This is a genomic window from Kitasatospora sp. NPDC059408, assembly GCF_042751525.1.
In the GTDB taxonomy this organism is placed as follows: Bacteria; Actinomycetota; Actinomycetes; order Streptomycetales; family Streptomycetaceae; genus Kitasatospora.
On the sequence record NZ_JBHYWI010000028.1, the window covers coordinates 22,470 to 44,038 of the forward strand.

At 72.1% G+C, this 21,569-nt stretch carries 17 protein-coding genes; 13 read left to right on the forward strand and 4 right to left on the reverse strand.

Translation table 11 applies throughout. The features are described 5' to 3' along the window. The first annotated feature begins 34 nt into the window (after nt 1–34). The 9 genes from ACFXDE_RS20025 (at nt 35) to ACFXDE_RS20065 (ending at nt 12,028) form a co-directional block, all read left to right on the forward strand. Nucleotides 35–3,928, forward strand: coding sequence for a DNA-directed RNA polymerase subunit beta' (locus ACFXDE_RS20025; RefSeq protein ID WP_380435857.1), 3,894 nt, complete (start codon nt 35–37; stop codon nt 3,926–3,928). Nucleotides 3,929–4,111: 183 nt separating this feature from the next. Next, complete coding sequence (locus tag ACFXDE_RS20030) at nt 4,112–4,789, forward strand: DUF4097 family beta strand repeat-containing protein (RefSeq protein ID WP_380496016.1); 678 nt, start codon at nt 4,112–4,114, stop codon at nt 4,787–4,789. Between the two features lie 169 nt (nt 4,790–4,958). After that, on the forward strand, nt 4,959–6,095 hold the full coding sequence (locus ACFXDE_RS20035) for a sensor histidine kinase (protein ID WP_380435861.1): 1,137 nt from the start codon (nt 4,959–4,961) through the stop codon (nt 6,093–6,095). Beyond that, nucleotides 6,092–6,772, forward strand: coding sequence for a response regulator (locus tag ACFXDE_RS20040; RefSeq protein WP_380435863.1), 681 nt, complete (start codon nt 6,092–6,094; stop codon nt 6,770–6,772). The genes ACFXDE_RS20035 and ACFXDE_RS20040 overlap by 4 nt, the downstream gene beginning before the upstream one ends. A 131-nt stretch (nt 6,773–6,903) precedes the next feature. After that, nucleotides 6,904–7,533 (forward strand): hypothetical protein, encoded by a 630-nt coding sequence (locus tag ACFXDE_RS20045; RefSeq protein ID WP_380496019.1) that lies wholly within the window; start codon nt 6,904–6,906, stop codon nt 7,531–7,533. A 77-nt stretch (nt 7,534–7,610) separates the two neighbouring features. Further along, nucleotides 7,611–8,348: an NAD-dependent deacetylase gene (locus tag ACFXDE_RS20050; RefSeq protein WP_380496021.1), complete on the forward strand. Its 738-nt coding sequence runs from the start codon at nt 7,611–7,613 to the stop codon at nt 8,346–8,348. 70 nt (nt 8,349–8,418) lie between these two features. Continuing rightward, nucleotides 8,419–9,633, forward strand: coding sequence for a cytochrome P450 (locus ACFXDE_RS20055; RefSeq protein WP_380435869.1), 1,215 nt, complete (start codon nt 8,419–8,421; stop codon nt 9,631–9,633). Nucleotides 9,634–9,652: 19 nt separating this feature from the next. Then, nucleotides 9,653–10,651 carry an ADP-ribosylglycohydrolase family protein gene (locus ACFXDE_RS20060; protein ID WP_380496023.1) on the forward strand — a complete coding sequence of 333 codons (999 nt, stop codon included), beginning with the start codon at nt 9,653–9,655 and terminating at the stop codon, nt 10,649–10,651. 99 nt (nt 10,652–10,750) lie between these two features. Next, nucleotides 10,751–12,028 carry a serpin family protein gene (locus tag ACFXDE_RS20065; protein ID WP_380496025.1) on the forward strand — a complete coding sequence of 426 codons (1,278 nt, stop codon included), beginning with the start codon at nt 10,751–10,753 and terminating at the stop codon, nt 12,026–12,028. 15 nt (nt 12,029–12,043) lie between these two features. Here the strand turns inward: ACFXDE_RS20065 and ACFXDE_RS20070 are convergent, their stop codons facing one another. From ACFXDE_RS20070 to ACFXDE_RS20085, 4 genes are all read right to left on the reverse strand, one after another. After that, nucleotides 12,044–13,162: an ADP-ribosylglycohydrolase family protein gene (locus ACFXDE_RS20070; RefSeq protein WP_380496027.1), complete on the reverse strand. Its 1,119-nt coding sequence runs from the start codon at nt 13,160–13,162 to the stop codon at nt 12,044–12,046. Between the two features lie 80 nt (nt 13,163–13,242). Further along, nucleotides 13,243–14,523 carry a DUF2786 domain-containing protein gene (locus ACFXDE_RS20075; RefSeq protein ID WP_380496029.1) on the reverse strand — a complete coding sequence of 427 codons (1,281 nt, stop codon included), beginning with the start codon at nt 14,521–14,523 and terminating at the stop codon, nt 13,243–13,245. Nucleotides 14,524–14,767: 244 nt separating this feature from the next. Next, complete coding sequence (locus ACFXDE_RS20080) at nt 14,768–16,384, reverse strand: transporter (RefSeq protein WP_380496031.1); 1,617 nt, start codon at nt 16,382–16,384, stop codon at nt 14,768–14,770. Nucleotides 16,385–16,457: 73 nt separating this feature from the next. Continuing rightward, on the reverse strand, nt 16,458–17,321 hold the full coding sequence (locus ACFXDE_RS20085) for an ABC transporter ATP-binding protein (protein ID WP_380496033.1): 864 nt from the start codon (nt 17,319–17,321) through the stop codon (nt 16,458–16,460). Between the two features lie 225 nt (nt 17,322–17,546). On the opposite strand from ACFXDE_RS20085, the gene ACFXDE_RS20090 reads away from it, so the two are divergent. The 4 genes from ACFXDE_RS20090 to fusA all read left to right on the forward strand — a co-directional run bounded on the left by ACFXDE_RS20090 (nt 17,547) and on the right by fusA (nt 21,485). Continuing rightward, the gene (locus tag ACFXDE_RS20090) at nt 17,547–18,071 is read left to right on the forward strand and encodes a DUF1707 and DUF4190 domain-containing protein (protein WP_380435883.1); all 525 of its coding nucleotides are present in this window, start codon (nt 17,547–17,549) and stop codon (nt 18,069–18,071) included. Between the two features lie 424 nt (nt 18,072–18,495). Continuing rightward, nucleotides 18,496–18,867, forward strand: a complete 372-nt coding sequence (rpsL, locus tag ACFXDE_RS20095) for a 30S ribosomal protein S12 (protein ID WP_014144289.1) — start codon at nt 18,496–18,498, stop codon at nt 18,865–18,867. Between the two features lie 2 nt (nt 18,868–18,869). Next, nucleotides 18,870–19,340 (forward strand): 30S ribosomal protein S7, encoded by a 471-nt coding sequence (gene rpsG / locus ACFXDE_RS20100; RefSeq protein WP_148644378.1) that lies wholly within the window; start codon nt 18,870–18,872, stop codon nt 19,338–19,340. A 39-nt stretch (nt 19,341–19,379) separates the two neighbouring features. After that, on the forward strand, nt 19,380–21,485 hold the full coding sequence (fusA, locus tag ACFXDE_RS20105; RefSeq protein WP_380435885.1) for an elongation factor G: 2,106 nt from the start codon (nt 19,380–19,382) through the stop codon (nt 21,483–21,485). The last annotated feature ends 84 nt before the right edge of the window (nt 21,486–21,569 follow it).

Here is a 21,569-nt window from a genome sequence, read left to right on the forward strand (position 1 = left end):
GACTCTCGACTTACGAAAGAGGGCTTGACGACCAGTGCTTGACGTCAACTTCTTCGACGAGCTCCGCATCGGCCTGGCCACCGCCGACGACATCCGCCAGTGGTCGCACGGCGAGGTCAAGAAGCCGGAGACCATCAACTACCGCACCCTGAAGCCCGAAAAGGACGGACTCTTCTGCGAGAAGATCTTCGGCCCCACCCGGGACTGGGAGTGCTACTGCGGTAAGTACAAGCGCGTCCGCTTCAAGGGCATCATCTGTGAGCGCTGCGGCGTCGAGGTGACCCGCGCCAAGGTGCGCCGCGAGCGGATGGGCCACATCGAGCTGGCCGCCCCGGTCACCCACATCTGGTACTTCAAGGGTGTGCCGTCCCGCCTCGGCTACCTGCTCGACCTGGCGCCGAAGGACCTCGAGAAGGTCATCTACTTCGCCGCCTACATGATCACCTGGGTCGACGACGAGCGCCGTCAGCGCGACCTGCCGTCGCTGGAGGCGCACGTCTCCGTCGAGCGCCAGCAGATCGAGAACCGCCGCGACGCCGACCTCGAAGGCCGCGCCAAGAAGGCCGAGACCGACCTGGCCGAGCTGGAGGCCGAGGGCGCCAAGGCCGACGTGCGCCGCAAGGTGCGCGAGAGCGCCGAGCGCGAGATGAAGCAGCTGCGCGACCGCGCGCAGCGCGAGCTCGACCGCCTCGACGAGGTGTGGGCCCGCTTCAAGAACCTCAAGGTCCAGGACCTTGAGGGCGACGAGCTGCTCTACCGCGAGCTGCGCGACCGCTTCGGCACCTACTTCTCCGGCTCGATGGGTGCGGCGGCCCTCAAGGACCGCCTGGAGACCTTCGACCTGGCGGAGGAGTCCGAGCGCCTGCGCGAGATCATCCGCACCGGCAAGGGCCAGAAGAAGACCCGTGCGCTCAAGCGCCTCAAGGTCGTCTCCGCGTTCCTGCAGACCACCAACAAGCCCAACGGCATGGTGCTGGACTGCGTCCCGGTCATCCCGCCGGACCTGCGTCCGATGGTGCAGCTGGACGGTGGCCGCTTCGCGACCTCCGACCTGAACGACCTGTACCGCCGCGTCATCAACCGCAACAACCGCCTGAAGCGCCTGCTCGACCTCGGTGCCCCCGAGATCATCGTGAACAACGAGAAGCGCATGCTCCAGGAGGCCGTCGACGCGCTGTTCGACAACGGCCGCCGCGGCCGTCCGGTCACCGGTCCGGGCAACCGCCCGCTGAAGTCCCTCAGCGACATGCTGAAGGGCAAGCAGGGTCGTTTCCGCCAGAACCTCCTCGGCAAGCGAGTCGACTACTCGGCCCGTTCGGTCATCGTCGTCGGCCCGCAGCTCAAGCTGCACCAGTGCGGTCTGCCGAAGGCCATGGCGCTGGAGCTCTTCAAGCCGTTCGTGATGAAGCGCCTGGTGGACCTGAACCACGCGCAGAACATCAAGTCGGCCAAGCGCATGGTCGAGCGCGCCCGCCCGGTCGTGTGGGACGTGCTCGAAGAGGTCATCGCCGAGCACCCGGTCCTGCTGAACCGTGCGCCCACCCTGCACCGCCTCGGCATCCAGGCCTTCGAGCCGCAGCTGGTCGAGGGCAAGGCCATCCAGATCCACCCGCTCGTCTGCACCGCGTTCAACGCGGACTTCGACGGTGACCAGATGGCCGTCCACCTGCCGCTCTCCGCGGAGGCGCAGGCCGAGGCCCGCATCCTGATGCTGTCCTCGAACAACATCCTGAAGCCGGCCGACGGTCGCCCCGTCACCATGCCGACCCAGGACATGGTGCTCGGTCTGTTCTTCCTGACCTCGGACCGCGACAACGTGAAGGGCGCCGGCCGCACCTTCTCGTCGACCGCCGAGGCGATCATGGCCTTCGACGCCCGCGAGCTGGACGTCCAGGCCCCGATCGAGCTGCGCCTCGGCGCCGGCACCGTCCCGCCGCGCGGCTGGACCGCCCCGGTGGACGAGGACGGCCAGTCGACCTGGTTCGAGGGCGAGCCCTTCCGCCTGGGCACCACCCTGGGCCGCGCGCTCTTCAACGAGCTGCTGCCCGAGGACTACCCGTTCGTCGACTACGAGGTGGGCAAGAAGCAGCTCTCCGCGATCGTCAACGACCTGGCGGAGCGCTACCCCAAGGTCGTCGTCGCGGCGACCCTGGACAACCTGAAGTCGGCCGGCTTCCACTGGTCGACCCGCTCGGGTGTCACCGTCTCGATCTCCGACGTCGTCGTCCCGCCGAACAAGCCCCAGATCCTGGAGGGCTACGAGGCGAAGGCGGAGAAGGTCCAGCGTCAGTACGAGCGCGGCCTGATCACCAACGACGAGCGCAAGCAGGAGCTCATCGGCATCTGGACCCAGGCGACCAACGAGGTCGCCGAGGCCATGAACGAGAACTTCCCGAAGACGAACCCCATCTTCATGATGGTCGACTCGGGTGCTCGTGGAAACATGATGCAGATGCGCCAGATCGCCGGTATGCGTGGTCTGGTGTCGAACGCCAAGAACGAGACCATCCCGCGACCCATCAAGGCGTCGTTCCGTGAGGGTCTCACCGTGCTGGAGTACTTCATCTCCACCCACGGTGCCCGTAAGGGTCTGGCCGACACCGCCCTCCGTACCGCCGACTCCGGCTACCTCACCCGTCGTCTGGTCGACGTCTCCCAGGACGTCATCATTCGCGAGGAGGACTGCGGCACCGAGCGCGGCCTGAAGCTGTCGATCGGCTCCGTGGGCGCCGACGGCGTGCTGCGCAAGGCCGACGACGTCGAGACCAGCGTCTACGCCCGCATGCTCGCCGAGGACATCACGGTCGACGGCAAGCTCCTCGCCACCGCCAACACCGACCTCGGTGACGTGCTGATGGCCGAGCTGATCCGCCACGGCATCGCCGAGGTCAAGGTCCGCTCGATCCTGACCTGTGAGTCCGCCGTCGGCACCTGTGCCTTCTGCTACGGCCGTTCGCTGGCCACCGGCAAGCTGGTCGACATCGGTGAGGCGGTCGGCATCATCGCCGCCCAGTCCATCGGTGAGCCCGGTACCCAGCTGACCATGCGTACCTTCCACACCGGTGGTGTGGCCGGTGACGACATCACCCAGGGTCTGCCGCGTGTCGTCGAGCTCTTCGAGGCCCGTACCCCCAAGGGTGTGGCCCCGATCTCGGAGGCCACCGGCCGGGCGCGGATCGAGGACACCGAGAAGACCCGCAAGATCGTCATCACGCCGGACGACGGCACCGACGAGATCGCGTACCCGGTGTCCAAGCGCGTGAAGCTGCTCGTCAGCGAGGGCGAGGCGGTCGAGGTCGGCCAGAAGCTGACCATGGGTGCCACCAACCCGCACGACGTCCTGCGCATCATGGGCCAGCGTGCCGTCCAGATCCACCTGGTCGCCGAGGTCCAGAAGGTCTACAACTCGCAGGGCGTGTCGATCCACGACAAGCACATCGAGATCATCATCCGGCAGATGCTCCGCCGCGTGACGATCATCGAGTCGGGCGACGCCGAGCTGCTCCCGGGCGAGCTCGTCGAGCGCGGCCGCTTCGAGACCGAGAACCGTCGTGTGGTCTCCGAGGGCGGTCACCCCGCCTCCGGCCGTCCGCAGCTGATGGGTATCACCAAGGCCTCGCTGGCCACCGAGTCCTGGCTGTCGGCCGCCTCCTTCCAGGAGACGACCCGGGTCCTCACCGACGCGGCGATCCACGCCAAGTCGGACCCGCTGCTGGGCCTCAAGGAGAACGTCATCCTCGGTAAGCTCATCCCGGCCGGTACGGGTCTGCCCCGCTACCGCAACATCCGGGTCGAGCCGACCGAGGAGGCCAAGGCCGCCATGTACTCGGCCGTCGGCTACGACGACTACGACCTGTCGCCCTTCGGCGCCGGCTCCGGCCAGGCGGTTCCGCTGGACGACTACGACTACGGCCCGTACACCGGCTGAGTCGAGCAGCACTGATCGCAGGGCGGTCACCCCTCACGGGGGTGGCCGCCCTGCGGCGTTTCCGGGCCCGGATCCCCCGTGCGGGGGAGTGGTGAGGACCGCTCCGGGGAGGGAGGCGGGGGAGGGGGCCGCTGCGCGAGTCTTCTCGGTGTCGGGATGACGGGCTTGCGAAGGGGGCCGGGAATGAAGCGGGTACTGGGTGCGGTGGCGATCACGGGGGCCGTGCTGTTCGGGATGTCGGCGTGCCTGCCGTTCGGGGGCGGCGACGACGAGCACCGCACGGTGAGCTACGGCGTCACGGACGGCGTCCGGGAGCTGGTGGTCGAGGGGCACACCGGCGGGGTCGTCGTCACGGGCGGCGGCACCGCGGTCCAGGTGACCGAGAAGCAGAACTACAAGGGGGACGCGCCGCGCGCCACGCACGAGGTGAAGGACGGCGTGCTGCGGCTGACGTACGACTGCGACGCGTGCGGTGTCGGGTACGACGTACAGGTGCCGGCCGGGACGAAGGTCACCGTCACGGAGACGACCGGCGGGGTGCGCCTGGTCGGGCTGGCCGCCGAGGTCGACGCGTCGGTGGACAACGGGGGCGTCGAGGCGACCGGGCTGACCTCGCCGCAGGTGCGGCTGAGCGCCACCAACGGCGGGGTGCGGGCGGACTTCGCGGCGGCCCCGACGAAGGTCGAGGCCAAGGTGTCGACCGGCGGGGTGCGGCTGAAGGTGCCGGCCGGCGCGGAGTACGCGGTGGACGCGCAGGCGGGGGTCGGCGGGGTGGACCTCGGCATCCCGTCGAAGGCGGGGGCGGCGCGCAGCATCACCGCGCGGGCCGGGACCGGTGGTGTGACGGTTTCCGGTGTCTGACCGGGCGGTCGCGGCCGGGCCCGTGCGTCCGGCCGCCCGGGCCGTCCCGGAAGTCCTGCCGGTAGGGCATGATCTTCTCCGCGGGGGCGGCGTCCCCGGGTACGGGGGAGGTACGAGGGTGGAGCGCGCTGCGCGCTGGCGGGGCTGGACGGCCGGGCGGAGTCCGTATGTGCTGGACACCTTGCTGGCGCTGGCCTCGGCGGCGGTCTCGGTGTGGTCGGTCTACAACGACGACGTGGCGTGGCCCTGGTGGGTCTACCTGGTCGCGGTCTCGACCGCGCTGCCGCTGCCGTGGCGGCGCCGGTTCACGCTGACCTCGCTGGCGGCGGTCAGCGCGGCGTCGGTGGTGCTGTCGCTGGTCGCGCACTCGGCGAACCCGCAGCTGCCGCTGTACGCGGTGATCGGCATCTACACGGTGGCGGAGCGCTCCTCGGAGCGGCAGCGCTGGACGGTCTTCGCGGTCGTGGTGCTCGCCAACGTGCTGGGCACCCACTCGCCGAACGGCATGCTGTTCAGCCTGCTCACGTCGGTCGGCTCGTTCGTCTTCGGCTCGCTGGTGCGCGCCCAGCGGCAGCTGGCCCGGGTGGAGGCGGCGCGGGCCCGCGAGGCGGGCGAGCGGACGGCCAGCGAGGCGGCCAGGGCGGTCGCCGAGGAGCGGGCCCGGATCGCGCGGGAGATGCACGACATCCTGGCGCACGCCGTGTCGCTGATGGTGATCCAGGCCGAGGCCGGGCCGCTGGTGGTGCACAGCAAGCCGGAGCGGGCGATCCGCGCGTTCGACACGATCGCCGATTCCGGCCGCGACGCGATGGTCCAACTGCGGCGCGTGCTGGGGGTGTTGAAGGAGGACGGGGCGAGCCCCGAGCTGGCCCCGCAGCCGCGGCTGGCCGAACTGGCCGACGTCGCCGAGCGGGTGCGCCGGGCCGGCCTGCGGGTGGAGCTCGACCTCGCGGACGGGCTGGGCGCGGTGCCCGCCGACGTCGAGGCGGCGGCGTACCGGATCGTGCAGGAGGCGCTGACCAACACCGTCAAGCACTCCGGCGCCGACCTGGCCGCGATCCGGGTGCGCCGGGCCGGCGAGGCGCTGGAGGTCGTGGTGTCCGACAACGGCCGTGGCGTGCCGCTCGCCGCCGACCGCGCGGTGGGCGGCTGGTCCGGCGGGCGCGGGCTGGTCGGCATCCGGGAGCGGGCCGCCGCCTGCGGCGGGCGGGCCGAGGCCGGTCCGGGCCCGGCCGGCGAGGGCTTCCTGGTGACTGCCCGGCTGCCGTTGGGGCCGGCCGGGGTGGTGGAGAGGGTGGGCGGATGACGCCGATACGGGTGGTCGTCGCGGACGACCAGGAGCTGGTGCGGGCCGGGTTCGGGATGATCCTGGACGCCCAGCCGGACATCGAGGTGGTGGCCGAGGCGTGCGACGGCGCCGAGGCCGTCGAGGCCGTGCGCGAGCACGGCCCCGACGTGCTGCTGCTGGACGTCCGCATGCCGGTGATGGACGGGCTGGAGGCGGCCCGGCGGGTGTGCGCGGAGTTCCCGGCCACCAAGGTGATCATGCTGACCACCTTCGACATCGACGACTACGTCTTCGACGCGCTGTACGCGGGCGCGAGCGGCTTCCTGCTGAAGGACGTCCGCCGGGACGACCTGGCGCACGGCGTGCGGATGGTCGCCTCGGGGGAGGCGTTGCTCGCGCCCTCGGTGACGAAGCGGCTGATCGGCGAGTTCGCGGCACGCCGCCCGGGGACGGCGGAGCGGGCCGTCCGTCCGCCGTCCAAGCTGCTGGAGCAGCTGACCCTGCGCGAGCAGGAGACGCTGCGGCTGCTGGCGCGCGGGCTGTCCAACGCGGAGATCGCGGCGGAGCTGGTGGTCAGCGAGCACACCGTGAAGACGCACGTCAGCAACGTGCTGAGCAAGCTGGGGCTGCGCGACCGGGTGCACGCGGTGGTGTTCGCGTACGAGTCCGGCGCGGTGGTGGCCGGGGAGGACTAGGCCTGTCCCGGGCCCTCCCCCGCGCGGGGGAGGCGGGCAGTTCGCCGGTGCGGGCGATCCGCGACGAGGGCCCCGGCCGACAGGATCCGTGGTGTCGGAGAACGGATCACGGACACCACGGGAGAACGCAGATGAACGCCGCTCGGACCACCAGCACCCGCAGCACCCGCCTCACCGCCTACGCCGTCGTCGGGGCCCCGGCCCTGATGGCGCTGTACGGCGGCATCCGCCTCGTCCCCGGCTCCCGCGAGCCGGGCCTCGGCTGGACGACCGGACACGCGCTCATGTTCGCCGGGCTGCTGCTGTTCGCGCCGGTCTTCCTGGGGCTGCGCCGGCTGATAGCCCCGCGCAGCACGCCGGCCGGGCGGCTCGCGGCGGGCACCGTGCTGGGGGTGGCGCTCACGGGGCTGGTGGCCTCGGTGGTCCAGATCGGGATCGACCTGTACGTCGGCCTGGCATCGGCGACCAAGGACGAGCAGTCGCGGATGTTCGAGCGGATCCAGGCCGTCCCCGGTGTGCTCGAGGCCGTGTACAAGGTCGGCCCGCTGCTGTTCTACGTCGGCCTGCTGGCCCTGCTGGTCGCCGCCTCGGTGGGCGCGGCCCGGACGCTGCGCTGGTGGAGCCCGGTCCTCATGGTGGCCGGGACGCTCGCGTCGATGGTCGACCTGGCGTTCATCCCGCTGGCCGCCGCCTGCTACCTGGTCGCGCTGGCCCCGCTGGCGCGCCTCGGCGCCGCACCGCGCACGGCAGCCCTGGCCTAGCTCGTCCGGACTTCCGGCGGCGGGGGCGCGAGGATTTTCGGTGGCCGCCGGCGGGCCCGTCCCCGTACGGTCCGGGTATGACCAAGCGTCCACTGATCGCCGTGCTCACCGGCGCGGGCATTTCGACCGACTCCGGCATCCCCGACTACCGCGGCCCGAACGGGCTCTGGCAGCGCGACCCGTCGGCCCAGAAGCTGGTCACCCTCGGCCCGTACCTGGCCGACCCCGAGGTGCGCCGCCGGGCCTGGCTGATGCGCCGGGACGCCGGCGCGCTGGCCGCCGAGCCGAACGCCGGGCACCGCGCGCTGGTCGACCTGGAGCGTTCCGGGCTGCCCGTGCGGGTGCTGACCCAGAACGTCGACGGCCTGCAGCAGCGAGCCGGCCTGCCGGCCCGCAAGGTGCTCGAACTGCACGGCACCGCACGGGAGGTGCAGTGCGCGCGCTGCCGGGTGGTCGGCGACATGGCCGAGGCGCTGGCCCGGGTCGAGGCGGGCAAGCCGGACCCGGACTGCCGGGAGTGCGGCGGGATCCTGCGCCCGCGGACGGTGATGTTCGGGGAGGCACTGGACCCGGTGGTGCTCCAGCAGGCCGACGCGATCGCCAAGGCCTGCGACCTCTTCGTCGCGGTCGGCACCAGCCTCCAGGTCTACCCGGTGGCCTCGCTGCCGCAGATCGCGCTGGAGGGCGGCGCCCGCCTGGTCGTCGTGAACGGCGAGCCGACGCCGTTCGACGAGGCCGCGGACGAGGTGATCAGGGAGCCGATCTCCACGGCCCTCCCGGCGCTGGTGCGGAAGTTGCTCGCCGAGCACTCTTAAGGTCGGACGAACCGCCTGCATACGATGATCCTTCCGGCTGGCCCCCCTCTAGGCCTGGAGTGATCGACCGATGACGACGACGGCGAAGTTCGACCCCTGGTCGGCGGCGTTCGTGGCCCACCCGTACGACGCGTACGCCGAACTGCGCGAGCACGCGCCGGTGACGTACTACGAGCCGACGAAGCAGTGGCTCGTCTCGCGCCACGAGGACGTCAGCGCGCTCCTGCGCGACCGGCGCCTCGGGCGCACGTACACCCACCGCTTCAGCCACGAGGAGTTCGGCCGGCCCGCGCCCGACCCGGCGCACGAGCCGTTCCACACCCTCAACGACCACGGGCTGCTCGACCTGGAGGCGCCCGACCACACCCGGATCCGCCGGCTGGTCTCCAAGGCCTTCACCCCGCGCATGGTCGAGGGCCTGCGCCCAACCGTCCGGCGCCTCGCCGGGGAGCTCGTGGACGGACTGCTGGCTGACGGCGGCGGCGATCTCGTCGCCGCCGTCGCCGAGCCGCTGCCGGTCGCCGTCATCGCCGAGATGCTGGGCGTCCCGGAGGCCGACCGGCACCTGCTGCGGCCCTGGTCCGCCGACATCACCGGGATGTTCGAGCTCAACCCCACCGAGGAGGCGGCCCGGCGGGCCGTCACCGCGAGCATCGAGTTCTCCGACTACCTGCGCGCCCTGATCCGCGAGCGCCGCGCCGCCCCCGGCACCGACCTGATCAGCGCGCTCGTCCAGGCCCAGGAGGGCACCGACGCGCTCAGCGAGCAGGAGATGATCTCCACCTGCGTGCTGCTGCTCAACGCCGGCCACGAGGCCACCGTCAACACCACCGGCAACGGCTGGTGGGCGCTGTTCCGCAACCCCGGCGAACTCGCCCGGCTGCGCGGCGACGTGGACGGCCTGCTGCCCACCGCCGTCGAGGAACTGATGCGCTGGGACACCCCGCTGCAGATGTTCGAGCGCTGGGTGCTGGAGGACATCGAGGTCCGCGGCGTCACCGTCCCGCGCGGCTCCGAGATCGCCCTGCTCTTCGGCTCCGCCAACCGCGACCCGGAGCGCTTCGCCGACCCCGACCGGCTCGACCTCGGCCGCACCGACAACCCGCACGTCACCTTCGGCGCCGGAATCCACTTTTGTCTCGGCGCCCCGCTCGCCAGACTGGAGCTCACCGAGTCGTACGGCGCGCTGCTGCGCCGGGCGCCGGGCCTGCGGCTCGTCCGCGAGCCCGAGTGGCGCCCGGGCTACGTGATCCGGGGGCTGGAAGAGCTGTTGGTCGAGGTGTGACGGAAGAGGGGGAGCGGCCGTGGGCAAGGCGACGGGCACGCTGCTGGGTCTGGCGATCGGGGACGCGATCGGCCGGGTGACGGAGTTCAAGACGGTCGAGGCGATCGCGAACGACTGGCCCGACTGGCGGCAACTGCCGCTGCCGACGAAGGCGTTGATCACCGACGACACCCAGATGACGCTCGCCCTCGCCCGCGGCCTGCGCACCGCCCTCGCCCGCGGGCCGTTGACGCCCCTGCGGCTGGAGCGGCCCGTCCGCGAGGAGTTCGTCGACTGGTGGCGCTCACCGGACAACAACCGCGCCCCCGGCATGACCTGCCTGCGCGCCTGCGAGCGGCTCAGCCACGAGAAGTTCCGCTGGCAGCAGGCGAGCGACGTCGGATCCAAGGGCTGCGGCGCCAACATGCGGGTCGCCCCGATCGGCCTGATCCGCGAGCTCGACGCCCGGCAGCACTCCGGCGCCGCGCAGCTGCAGTCCGCGCTCACCCACGGCCACCCGACCGCGCTCGCCGCGAGCGACCTCACCGCGTACGCCGTCCGCAAGCTCGCCGAGGGCGTGCCGCCGGCCGGCCTGACCGCGGTGCTGCGGGCCTACGCGCTCGCCCGGCGCGACCGGTACGACGACTTCTGGCTCGGCGACCTCGCCGACCGCTGGCTCGGCGGCTCCCCGCAGTCCGTCATCGCCCGCGGCTGGGACGACTGCCTGAAGTCGCTCGACCAGGTCGACGCCGCCCTCGCCGCGCCCGACGTCGAGGCCGACCCGTGCCTGGCCACCGGCGAGGGCTGGATCGCCGAGGAGGCCTTCGCCACCGGCCTGCTCTGCTTCCTGCTGCTGCCGGACGACCCGGTGGCCGCCGTCCGCCGCGCCGCCTACTCCAGCGGCGACTCCGACTCCCTCGCCTGCCTGACCGGCGCCTTCGCCGGCGCCCACCACGGTGAGGCGGCCTGGCCGGCCGACTGGGTCGAGCGGATCGAGCACCGCGACGAGCTCCTGGAGTTCGGCGCGCTCTGGGACTGAGCCGGACGGCGGGAACCGGTGGGCGGGCGGGCGCGTCGAAGGGCCATGACGTACCGCAGCCCTCACGGAACCCGCCGTAGCTCCCGTCGCCCGGCGGCGGTGCTCCTCGCCGCCGCGCTCGCCGCCCCGCTGGTCGCGGGCTGCGGCAGCACCGGCGCCGCCACGCCCGCCGCGCCGCCGGTGCTCCGGGTGTCGGCGTCCGGCACCGGTCCCGCGGTCGATCCGGCACAGGTGACCGCCACCGCCGCCGGCACCGGCGCCTTCGGCCTGGACCTCCTCCACGCCCTCACCGCCACTCCGGACGGCGCCGACCGCAACGTCGTGCTCTCGCCGTCCGGCCTGGCCACCCTGCTCGCGATGCTGGTGCCCGGCGCCCGCGGCACCACCGCCGACGAGCTCACCAAGGCCCTGCACACGAGCCTCACCCCGCAGCAGTACGCCCTCGCCACCGGCGCGCTCGACCGCCCGGTCCAGGGCGGCGACGACGTCACGCTGCGCCGGTCCGACGACCTCTGGACCCAGCAGGGCTACCCCGTGCAGCCCGACTACCTGCAGACCCTGGCCGACGCCTTCGACACCGGGGTGCACCCCGCCGACTTCCGCAAGGATCCGGAGGGCGCCCGCAAGGCCGTCAACGCGGCCGTGGAGAAGGCCACCGACGGACGGATCAAGGACCTCTTCGCGCAGGGCCAGGTCACCGCCCAGACCCGGCTGGTCCTCACCGACGCGCTCTACCTGAAGGCGAAGTGGGCCTCCCCGTTCAAGCCGGCGCACACCGCCGACCGCCCGTTCCACAAGCTCGACGGCTCCGCCCCGAACGTGAGCACGATGGCCCAGAGCGGCAGCCTCAAGTACGCCGAGGGCTCCGGCGGGATCGTCGGCGAGCCCTGGCAGGCCGTCGAACTCCCGTACGCCGGAGGCGGGTTGGCGATGGATGTGATCGTCCCCGCGCAGGGCGGCTTCGCCGCCTTCACCAAGGGGCTCGACCAGGCCCAGCTCGACCGCATCCTCGGCGGCCTCGCCGCCAGGCCCGTCGACCTGGAGCTCCCGCGCTTCCACTTCGACACGTCCAACGAGCTCACCCCCGCCCTGCGCGCGCTCGGCGTCAGCACGGCCTTCGGCGACAAGGCCGACTTCGGCGGCATCTCCAAGGAGCCGCTCGCCGTCGGCCCGGTGGTGCAGAAGGCCACCATCGAGGTCGACGAGGAGGGCACGGTCGCGGCGGCCGGCAGCGGTGCCGGGATGGCCGGAGCGGCGGCGCCGGCCATGCACCCCGCCGAGCTGCACGTCGACCGGCCGTTCCTGTTCCTGATCCGGGACACCGCCGGCGGGCGGCCGCTCTTCCTCGGACAGGTCACCGACCCGGCGGCCGGGTAGGCCGCCGGAAGCGGCTCACCAGGCCGGGTAGCGCCCGCCGAGCGCCGGATGGGACGGATCGCGGCTGCCGAACAGCACCAGCAGGTCGTCCGCGACCCGCAGCAGCTCCGCCCGGCCCTCGACGGCCCCCGCCCACTCGGGCGGCAGGGCCGCGGCGCCGTACGCGGCACCCGTGAGGTTGCCGCAGACGGCGCCGGTGGAGTCGCTGTCCCCGGAGTGGTTCACCGACAGCAGCAGCGCGGTGCGCACCGGGTCGGGGTCCAGGGTCGCGGCCAGCAACGAGTACACCGCGATGGCCAGGCACTCCTCGGCGATCCAGCCGAGCCCGACCCGCTCCACCGCCTCCGCCGACGGCTCCGACTCCTGCGCCACCCGCACGGCCCGGGCCAGCGCCTGCACCGTCTCCTTCGAACCCGGCAGCTCGCGGATCTGGTCGACGGTCTCGCCGACCGCCGCCCACGGCTCGGTGCCGTTTACGAGCCGCTCGACGAGCGCCGCGAACGCGCCCGCCGCGAGGTAGCCGGTGGGGTGCCCGTGGGTCAGCTGGGCGCACTGAACGGCCAGCCCGAACGCCTGGTCCGCGCCCAGCCTGGCCAGCCCGAACGGCGCCGAGCGCATCACCGTGCCGCAGCCCTTGGAGCCCGGGTTGACCGGTCCCGGCTGCCCGATCCGGGCCGGCGGCTCGAACACCGGGTGCTCGGACACCCCGCTCAGGCAGGCGTTGCCCGGCGCCCGCCGGGCGTACAGGAACGGCTGCCGCAGCAGCCAGCCGTCGTACGGGCGGGGGAGCGGTGCGGCGTCCGGCGCGGGCTGGTACTGGGTCAGCAGCCAGCGCCGGTAGGCGCCGTGGACGGCCTCCGGCACCGATCCGCCGCCGCCCGACCAGCCGCGGACGAAGCCGCGGATCAGGCCCTCGGCGGTGAACAGCGTCATCTGGGTGTCGTCGGTGACCTCGACCGTCCCGGGGCGCGCCGCGGGCGGCGGCCCGGTCACGCCGTCCGGCCCGTGCTGGTCCCGGATCTGGTGCAGCTGCTGGAACTCCACCGGCCAGCCCAGCGCGTCGCCGATCGCGCCGCCGAGCAGCGTTCCGCGCACGCGGTCGCGGTAGCCCGCGTCGGCCGCCGAATCCGTCACGTCGATCCCCCTTGTGTTCGTGGCGGACTACGTTCTATCAGGTCACCCCGGCCGTCGGGTCACCCGGCGCGAACGGCCCGCTACCGGCGGATCTCCCCGGCGCGCCCGTGCAGGGCGGCCCGGTCCGCGGCGGCCCGGCCGGCCGCCCAGCCCTCGCCGTCGCTCACCCGCACGCGCTGCGACACCAGCTTCGGGAACAGCCGGCCGACCTCGTCGTCCACCGCCTCGGAGCGGGCGGCGAGGGCGGGCAACAGCCGCTCGTCCGGCAGCAGTTGCTCCTCGGTGCCGTCCTCGCGCAGGTGCCGTCCGGCGGCCGCGGCGCTGGTCGTCCGCTCGGTGGCGGCGGTCAGCCGCTCGCGGATCCGCGCCGCGTACGCGACCAGGAACGACTGCCGGAACGCCTTGGTGCGCGAGTCCCGGCCCGCGCCGGCCTTGTTGAGCGCGTGCGTGGCCTGCACCAGCAGCGAGGTGTACAGCAGCTCGACGCCGTCCAGGTCGCCGTCGAAGCCGACCACCGTGCAGAAGCCGAACTCCTTGGCCCACACCACCCGGCACCGGTTCGCCACCGCGACCGCGTCCAACAGCATCGTCTTCGGGCCCTCGTACGGGTTGTCCACGCCGATCCGCAGCGCCGCCGGGGCGTCGCGGTCCGCGCCGGCGGCGGCCAGCAGCGCCTCGTCGATGCTGTGCTGGGCCATCAGCTGCTGGGCCTTGGCGGTCAGCGCCTCGGCCTCCTCCGGGTACTCGGTGGACTCGGCCTTCGCGAGCAGCGCCCGGATGCGCGCCAGCATCCTCGGCTCGCCCGGCACCGGCCCGGCCGCGCCGCGCGCGGACGCGGGTGCGGAACCGGGGGCGGGCCCGACCGGGGCGATCGGGGGCAGCCGGCCCCAGGTGCGGATCAGCTCCAGGGCGGCGGTGGCGAGCGCGAAGCGGTCCAGCCGGTGGCGCTGGGCGAAGGCGGTCAGGTAGCCGTCGTCGCCGGGCCACCACACCTCGGTCTCCAGCTCGCGCAGCTGCTCCTGCCAGCGCCGGTCCAGCGCGGCCGCCGGGTGGCGGCGGCCCTCGGCGGCGATCAGGTCCACGGCGAGCGCGAGGTGGACGGGCTTCAGCTCGCGCCGGACCACCCGCGCCAGGTCGGCCGGGCGCCACCCCGCCGACCAGCACCGTCCGACGGCGGTGTCCGCGTACCCGAGCACCGCCCGGCTCACCGCCGGCCACTGCCCGGCCGACGCGGCCAGCAGCGACGCGCCCGTGTCCAGCGCGAGATCCAGCAACTCGTCCGGGGCCGTCAGCACCGACCGCACCGCCTGCTCCAGCAGCGGTCCGGCGTCCCCGCCGCCCTGCTGCGCCCGCTTGCCCACGGTGTGTCCCTGCTCTCGTCGACGGCCGGTTTCCTCCAGCCATGATGCCGGAGCGCCGGGCGTCGCCGGGGGCGGCCGAGGGGGCGGTGGGGGAACGGGCGGTCGAGCGCTGCCGGGGTGGTGGTGCGTTGGGGGCCGGGGGGTGGGGGACCGGCACAGCCGGAGCGCCGGGCCGTGCCGACGAGCCGGACGAGCAAGCGCCCGGCCCCCGTGGTCGGGGGACCGGGCGCGCTCACCGCACCGCTCAGCGCTCTATGGCCTTGGCCAGGATCTCCGGGGTGCGCTCCAGCAGGCGGGCGCCCGCCATGCGGACGCCGAGGTACGCGATCAGTCCGCCGTAGACCGGCCCGACCGCCAGCAGCGGCCAGGTGGGCCGGTCGGCGGCGAGGGCCCAGCCCAGGTAGCCGGCCACGGGCAGCGCCAGCAGCGCGACGCCGAGCATCGACCCGAACTGGTTGAGCAGCACCAGCCCGCTCTGCCCGGGTGCGGCGTTGCGCATCGGGTTGCTGTCCGCGGGCATCGTGTACGGCGCGAGCACGCTCAGCATCGAGCCGACCGCGATGCCGCAGCCCAGCAGCGCGAGGGCGAGGCCGAGCGCGGACGGCAGGTGCGCCCAGTCCCCGGTGACGACCGTCAGCACCACGGCGAGCACCAGCGTCACCGGCACCGCGTACGACAGCACCGCGTACGCCCGTCCGCGCAGCTCGTCGCGGGCGTCGGCCGGGGTGCGCAGGGTCGCGGCGATCATCCAGAACGCCGAGCCGTCCATGCCGAACAGGTTGAGCATCTGCAGCCCGAGGAACATCCCGGTCGCCGCCAGCAGGTAGACGCTCGACCAGCCCTGGACCACCGACAGCACGCAGATCACCAGCGTCATGCCGATGCTGGTGAACACCGCCGCCTTGGCCCGCGGCTCGCGCCAGGCGTACCGCAGGTGGCGCTGCATCACCGCGCCGGTCCGGCCGGCCGGCAGGAAGCCCCAGCCGCGCGAGCTCTGCACCCCGCGGGCCACCTCCAGGGTCGAGGAGTCCGCGGTGACCATCAGCTCCTGGAGGCTCCGCCGCCACCAGCGCAGCAGCAGGGCGAGCAGCGCACCGGCCAGCGCCAGCTGGAGCAGCGCGAGCGCGTACCGGCCCTCGCCGGCCGTCCGGCCCGCGTCCATCGCACCGATCGGCGGGATCCAGCGCAGCACGGCGGCGATCGGCCGCAGCGGGCCGAGGTCGAGGTGTCCGTTGGCGTCGGGGCGGCCGAAGGTGCTCTGCCAGCCGACGTTGGCGCCCTGGACGAGCAGGGCGAACAGCAGTCCGCCGAAGATCGCGAAGTCCTTGCCGCGCCGGCTGGACAGCATCCGGGCGTTGCCGGCCGCGACCGCCCGGGAGAGCGTGACCAGGCAGAGCACGGCGAGCGGCACGCCGATCAGGTCGGCCGCCGCCGAGGCGCCGCCGTTCGCTCCGGACAGCGCCGCACCGGTGACGAGCACCAGGCTGACCAGCGGTCCCGGCCCGATCAGGCTGGCCAGCAGCGAGCCGCGCAGCAGCGGTCCGGGCCGCAGCGGCAGCATGGTGAGCCGGGTCGGGTCGGCGCTCTCGTCGCTGGAGAACAGGAACAGCGGGATGGCGGCCCAGCCGAGGGTGAGCACGCCGAGCAGCATCACGCCGGCGTCCCCGGAGCCGGCCACCCGGCCGTTGAGCACCGCCAGGGCGAGGGCGATCCCGGTGGCGAAGAGCAGGCCGAACACCGCTCCGACGATGTACACCCCGGCCCGGCCCCGGCTGCGCTTCAGCCCGTTGCGCAGCAGCCGCAGCTTGAGCGCCACGAGCGCGCGGACGACCGTCCCCCCGTCGGGGACGGCCGCACTCATGCGCCCACCTCGCTGCGCTCGGCAGCCGCTTCGCGCAACGCGCACCTCTTGATGGTTCGCTTCCTTCGCTCGCTCACTGCCCGCCCCCGGCGTTCCCGCCGCCGAGCCAGCCGAGCGCCTGCCCGTCGTCCTCGCGGACGCCGATCAGGTCGAGGAAGGCCTCGTGCAGGCTGCGCCCGCCGCGGACGGCGTCCAGCGGCCCGTGGGCGATGACCCGGCCGGCGTTGACGACGGCGACCCAGTCGCAGAGCTGCTCGACGAGCTCCATGACGTGGCTGGAGAAGACCACCGTCGAGCCGGCGGCCGCGTACCGCTTGAGCACGCCGCGGATGGTCTGCGCGGAGACCGGGTCGACGCCCTCGAAGGGTTCGTCGAGGAACAGCACGTCGGGGTTGTGCAGCAGCGCGGCGGCGAGGCCGATCTTCTTGCGCATGCCGGTGGAGTAGTCGGCGACGAGCTTGTCGGCGTCGGCGGCGAGGTCCAGGACGGCCAGCAGCTCCTCGGCCCGGCGGTCCACCTCGGCGCCGGGCAGGCCGCGCAGCCGCCCGTTGTACTGCAGCAGCTCGCGCCCGCTGAGCCGCTCGAACATCCGCAGGCCCTCGGGCAGGATGCCGATCCGTGCCTTGACGGCGACCGGGTCGGCCCAGACGTCGCCGCCGTGCACGAGGACGGTGCCCTGGTCGGGCCGGAGCAGGCCGGTGACCATGGAGAGCGTCGTGGTCTTGCCCGCGCCGTTCGGGCCGACCAGTCCGACGAACGCGCCGGCCGGCAGCTCCAGGCTGAGCCCGGCGACGGCGGCCTGGGTGCCGAAGTGCTTCCAGAGCCCCTGGATGCTCACCGCGGAGGCGGCGGGAGCGGCGGACGGGGTGACGGCGGAGGCGGCGGACGGGGTGGCGGGTCCGGGTGCTCCGGACGGCGGAGGCGCTGACGCCTGCATGGTTGCCTTCTCTGGTCGACGGGTCGTGCGGATCCAGCCTGTCACTCGCCGAACGGGCTGTCGTCCGAGTTGAGGATGACCTGAGTTTGTCCCCCGAACGGGTGAGGCACACCGGCTCCGGCAATCCCCTGCCGTGAACCGGCAACTACTCGGCCGCCCCGTTCGTCCGGCACTATGAGGACCAGTTGGGCGCGCGGCGCGCGCCGGGGTGTCGGGAGGCGACGGATGGCTGTGCAGCCCTGGGGTGAGCCTTCGCCGCAGTCCGGGATGAGGGCGGCGCACGCGGACCGCGACCGCACGATCGACGTGCTGAAGGCGGCGTACGCCGAGGGCCGGCTGTCGCTGGAGGAGTACGAGCAGCGCCACGAGGCGGCGGCCCACGCGCAGACCTACGGCCAGCTGTCGGTGCTGGTCGCCGACCTGCCGTCCGGGCCGGTGGTGCCGCCGGCGGCGTTCGACGGGCGCCCGGTGCCGCAGACGTTCCAGCCGTACCCGCCGCCGCCGATGCCGTACCCGCCGTACCAGGTGCGCTCCACCAACGGCCTGGCCGTCACGTCGATGGTGCTCGGCCTGTCCGGGCTGTCGCTGCCCGCGGTGATCACCGGCCACATCGCCCGCTCGCAGATCAGGCAGCGCAACCAGGACGGGGACTGGGCGGCGGTCATCGGGCTGGTGGTCGGCTACCTGGGCTCCGCGTTCTGGGCCCTGATGTTCCTGGGGGTCGTCCTGGCGGCGGGGGGCCGGGGCTGAGCGCCGGAGGGCGCCGCCGCGCCGGGCGCCGAGTGGCGTACGCCACTCCGGTGTGGTAGAGCGGCAGGAGGGCGGCTCGTCACCGGGCTGCCGTTCGCGGGACACCCCCGCGACACCCGGCCGACAGCCGCGACCTGCGGCGTTGCATTTGTTTTGACCGCGCCCCATGCGCTAGGTACGCTCTGACCTTGTGCCTGGGGTGTCCCCGGGTCCTTGTGCGTGCATGCACACCGGCCGCCGCGCCGAGCCGGAGCGCCCTCCAGCGCTCCGCGCGTAGAGCGCCGTCGCTGTACATCAGCCATGGGATTCCGTGTCGTAACAAGCCCAACACACCCGACCGCGTGGGTCGACCACGGGGTCGTGTGCGAGGGAGACACCGCAGGTTAGTTCCACCAAGCCTTGGCACACAGAAAACGGAGAAACGGTGCCTACGATCCAGCAGCTGGTCCGAAAGGGCCGGCAGGACAAGGTCGAGAAGAACAAGACTCCCGCGCTGAAGGGTTCCCCGCAGCGCCGTGGGGTCTGCACGCGTGTGTACACGACCACCCCGAAGAAGCCGAACTCGGCGCTTCGTAAGGTCGCCCGTGTGCGCCTCACCAGCGGGATCGAGGTCACCGCTTACATCCCGGGCGAGGGCCACAACCTGCAGGAGCACTCCATCGTGCTGGTGCGCGGTGGTCGTGTGAAGGACCTTCCTGGTGTCCGCTACAAGATCATCCGCGGTTCGCTCGACACCCAGGGTGTCAAGAACCGCAAGCAGGCTCGCAGCCGCTACGGCGCCAAGAAGGAGAAGTAAGAATGCCTCGTAAGGGCCCCGCCCCGAAGCGCCCGGTCATCATCGACCCGGTTTACGGCTCCCCGGTCGTCACCCAGCTGGTCAACAAGATCCTGCTGCACGGCAAGCGCTCCACCGCCGAGCGGATCGTCTACGGCGCCCTCGAGGGCGTCCGTGAGAAGACCGGCTCGGACCCGGTCGTCGCGCTGAAGCGCGCGCTGGAGAACGTCAAGCCGGCCCTCGAGGTCAAGTCCCGCCGTGTCGGTGGCGCGACCTACCAGGTTCCGGTCGAGGTCCGTCCGGGCCGCGCCAGCACCCTGGCGCTGCGCTGGATGGTCGGTTACTCCCGCGCCCGTCGCGAGAAGACCATGACCGAGCGCCTGATGAACGAGATCCTCGACGCCAGCAACGGCCTGGGCGCTTCCGTGAAGCGTCGCGAGGACACCCACAAGATGGCCGAGTCCAACAAGGCCTTCGCGCACTACCGCTGGTAGTCCGTACCCCGTCACTAGACAGAGAGAGAACGAGCCACCATGGCTGCAACCTCCCTTGACCTCGCCAGGGTCCGCAACATCGGGATCATGGCGCACATCGACGCGGGCAAGACCACCACCACCGAGCGGATCCTGTTCTACACCGGTGTCTCGTACAAGATCGGTGAGGTCCACGATGGCGCTGCCACCATGGACTGGATGGAGCAGGAGCAGGAGCGCGGCATCACGATCACGTCGGCCGCGACGACCTGTCACTGGACGGTCGACGACGTCGACAACACCATCAACATCATCGACACCCCGGGTCACGTCGACTTCACCGTCGAGGTGGAGCGTTCGCTGCGCGTCCTCGACGGTGCCGTGACGGTGTTCGACGGTGTCGCCGGTGTCGAGCCCCAGTCCGAGACCGTGTGGCGGCAGGCTGACCGCTACGGCGTCCCGCGCATCTGCTTCATCAACAAGCTGGACCGCACGGGCGCGAACTTCTTCTTCTGCGTCGACACCATCGTGGAGCGCCTCAGCGCCACCCCGCTGGTCATGCAGCTCCCGATCGGTGCCGAGGCGGACTTCAAGGGCGTTGTCGACCTTGTCCGCATGAAGGCGCTGGTCTGGTCGGCCGAGGCCGCCAAGGGCGAGATGTACGACATCGTCGACATCCCGGCCGAGCTGCAGGAGCAGGCGGACGAGTACCGCGAGACGCTGATCGACACCGTCTCCAACGTCAGCGACGAGATCATGGAGCTCGCCCTCGAGGGCGAGGAGATCCCGGTCGAGCTGCTGCAGGCCGCGATCCGCAAGGGCACCCTGAACTCGGACTTCACCCCGATCTTCTGTGGTACCGCCTTCAAGAACAAGGGCGTTCAGCCCCTGCTCGACGCGGTCGTCAAGTACCTGCCGTCGCCGCTGGACATCGAGTCCGTCGAGGGCACCAAGCCCAACGACCCGGACACCAAGATCTCCCGCAAGGCGTCGGACGACGAGCCGCTGGCCGCGCTGGCGTTCAAGATCATGTCCGACCCGCACCTGGGCAAGCTCACCTTCGTCCGGATCTACTCCGGCCGCCTGGAGTCCGGCACCTCGGTGCTGAACGCCGTCAAGGGCAAGAAGGAGCGCATCGGCAAGATCTACCGCATGCACGCGAACAAGCGTGAGGAGATCGAGTCGGTGGGCGCCGGCGACATCGTCGCCGTCATGGGCCTGAAGCAGACCACCACCGGTGAGACGCTGTCCGACGAGAAGCACCCGGTCATCCTGGAGTCCATGGACTTCCCGGCCCCGGTCATCCGCGTCGCGATCGAGCCCAAGTCCAAGGGCGACCAGGAGAAGCTGGGTGTCGCCATCCAGCGTCTCGCCGAGGAGGACCCGTCCTTCCAGGTCAACACGGACGAGGAGACCGGCCAGACCATCATCGCGGGCATGGGCGAGCTGCACCTCGAGGTGCTGGTCGACCGCATGAAGCGTGAGTTCAAGGTCGAGGCCAACGTCGGCAAGCCGCAGGTCGCCTACCGCGAGACGATCCGTTCGGCCGTCGAGCGCATCGACTACACGCACAAGAAGCAGACCGGTGGTTCGGGCCAGTTCGCGAAGATCCAGATCGCGATCGAGCCGCTCGAGCAGGCCGAGGGCTACGAGTTCGTGAACAAGGTCACCGGTGGCCGCGTGCCGAAGGAGTACATCCCTTCGGTCGACGCCGGTTGCCAGGAGGCCATGGAGTTCGGTGTGCTCGCCGGCTACCCGCTCCAGGGTGTCCGCGTCACGCTGCTCGACGGTGCGTCGCACGACGTCGACTCCTCCGAGCTCGCGTTCAAGATCGCCGGTTCGATGGCCTTCAAGGAAGGCGCCAGGAAGGCCAAGCCGGTCCTTCTTGAGCCGATGATGGCCGTCGAGGTCACCACGCCCGAGGACTACATGGGCGACGTGATCGGTGACATCAACTCTCGCCGTGGCCAGATCCGGTCCATGGACGAGCGTCACGGTGCCCGCGTCGTCACGGCGCTGGTGCCGCTCTCCGAGATGTTCGGCTACGTCGGTGATCTGCGCAGCAAGACCTCTGGTCGCGCGAGCTACTCGATGCAGTTCGACTCGTACGCCGAGGTTCCGAAGAACGTGGCGGACGACATCATCGCCAAGGCCAAGGGCGAGTAAGGACCGGCGCGAGCCGATCCCTTACCCGAGGAGGCAGTTCGTCCCGACATTCGGGACGATTGCCACCCCTTAGGCTATTAGGAG

Bases quoted from the DNA above. Each gene is read 5' to 3' on its own strand.
- ACFXDE_RS20030 (WP_380496016.1), top strand. From the start codon at position 4,112: ATGAAGCGGGTACTGGGTGCGGTGGCGATCACGGGGGCCGTGCTGTTC.
- ACFXDE_RS20040 (WP_380435863.1), top strand. From the start codon at position 6,092: ATGACGCCGATACGGGTGGTCGTCGCGGACGACCAGGAGCTGGTGCGG.
- ACFXDE_RS20045 (WP_380496019.1), top strand. From the start codon at position 6,904: ATGAACGCCGCTCGGACCACCAGCACCCGCAGCACCCGCCTCACCGCC.
- ACFXDE_RS20050 (WP_380496021.1), top strand. From the start codon at position 7,611: ATGACCAAGCGTCCACTGATCGCCGTGCTCACCGGCGCGGGCATTTCG.
- ACFXDE_RS20055 (WP_380435869.1), top strand. From the start codon at position 8,419: ATGACGACGACGGCGAAGTTCGACCCCTGGTCGGCGGCGTTCGTGGCC.
- ACFXDE_RS20080 (WP_380496031.1), bottom strand. From the start codon at position 16,384: ATGAGTGCGGCCGTCCCCGACGGGGGGACGGTCGTCCGCGCGCTCGTG.
- ACFXDE_RS20085 (WP_380496033.1), bottom strand. From the start codon at position 17,321: ATGCAGGCGTCAGCGCCTCCGCCGTCCGGAGCACCCGGACCCGCCACC.
- ACFXDE_RS20090 (WP_380435883.1), top strand. From the start codon at position 17,547: ATGGCTGTGCAGCCCTGGGGTGAGCCTTCGCCGCAGTCCGGGATGAGG.
- rpsG (WP_148644378.1), top strand. From the start codon at position 18,870: ATGCCTCGTAAGGGCCCCGCCCCGAAGCGCCCGGTCATCATCGACCCG.
- fusA (WP_380435885.1), top strand. From the start codon at position 19,380: ATGGCTGCAACCTCCCTTGACCTCGCCAGGGTCCGCAACATCGGGATC.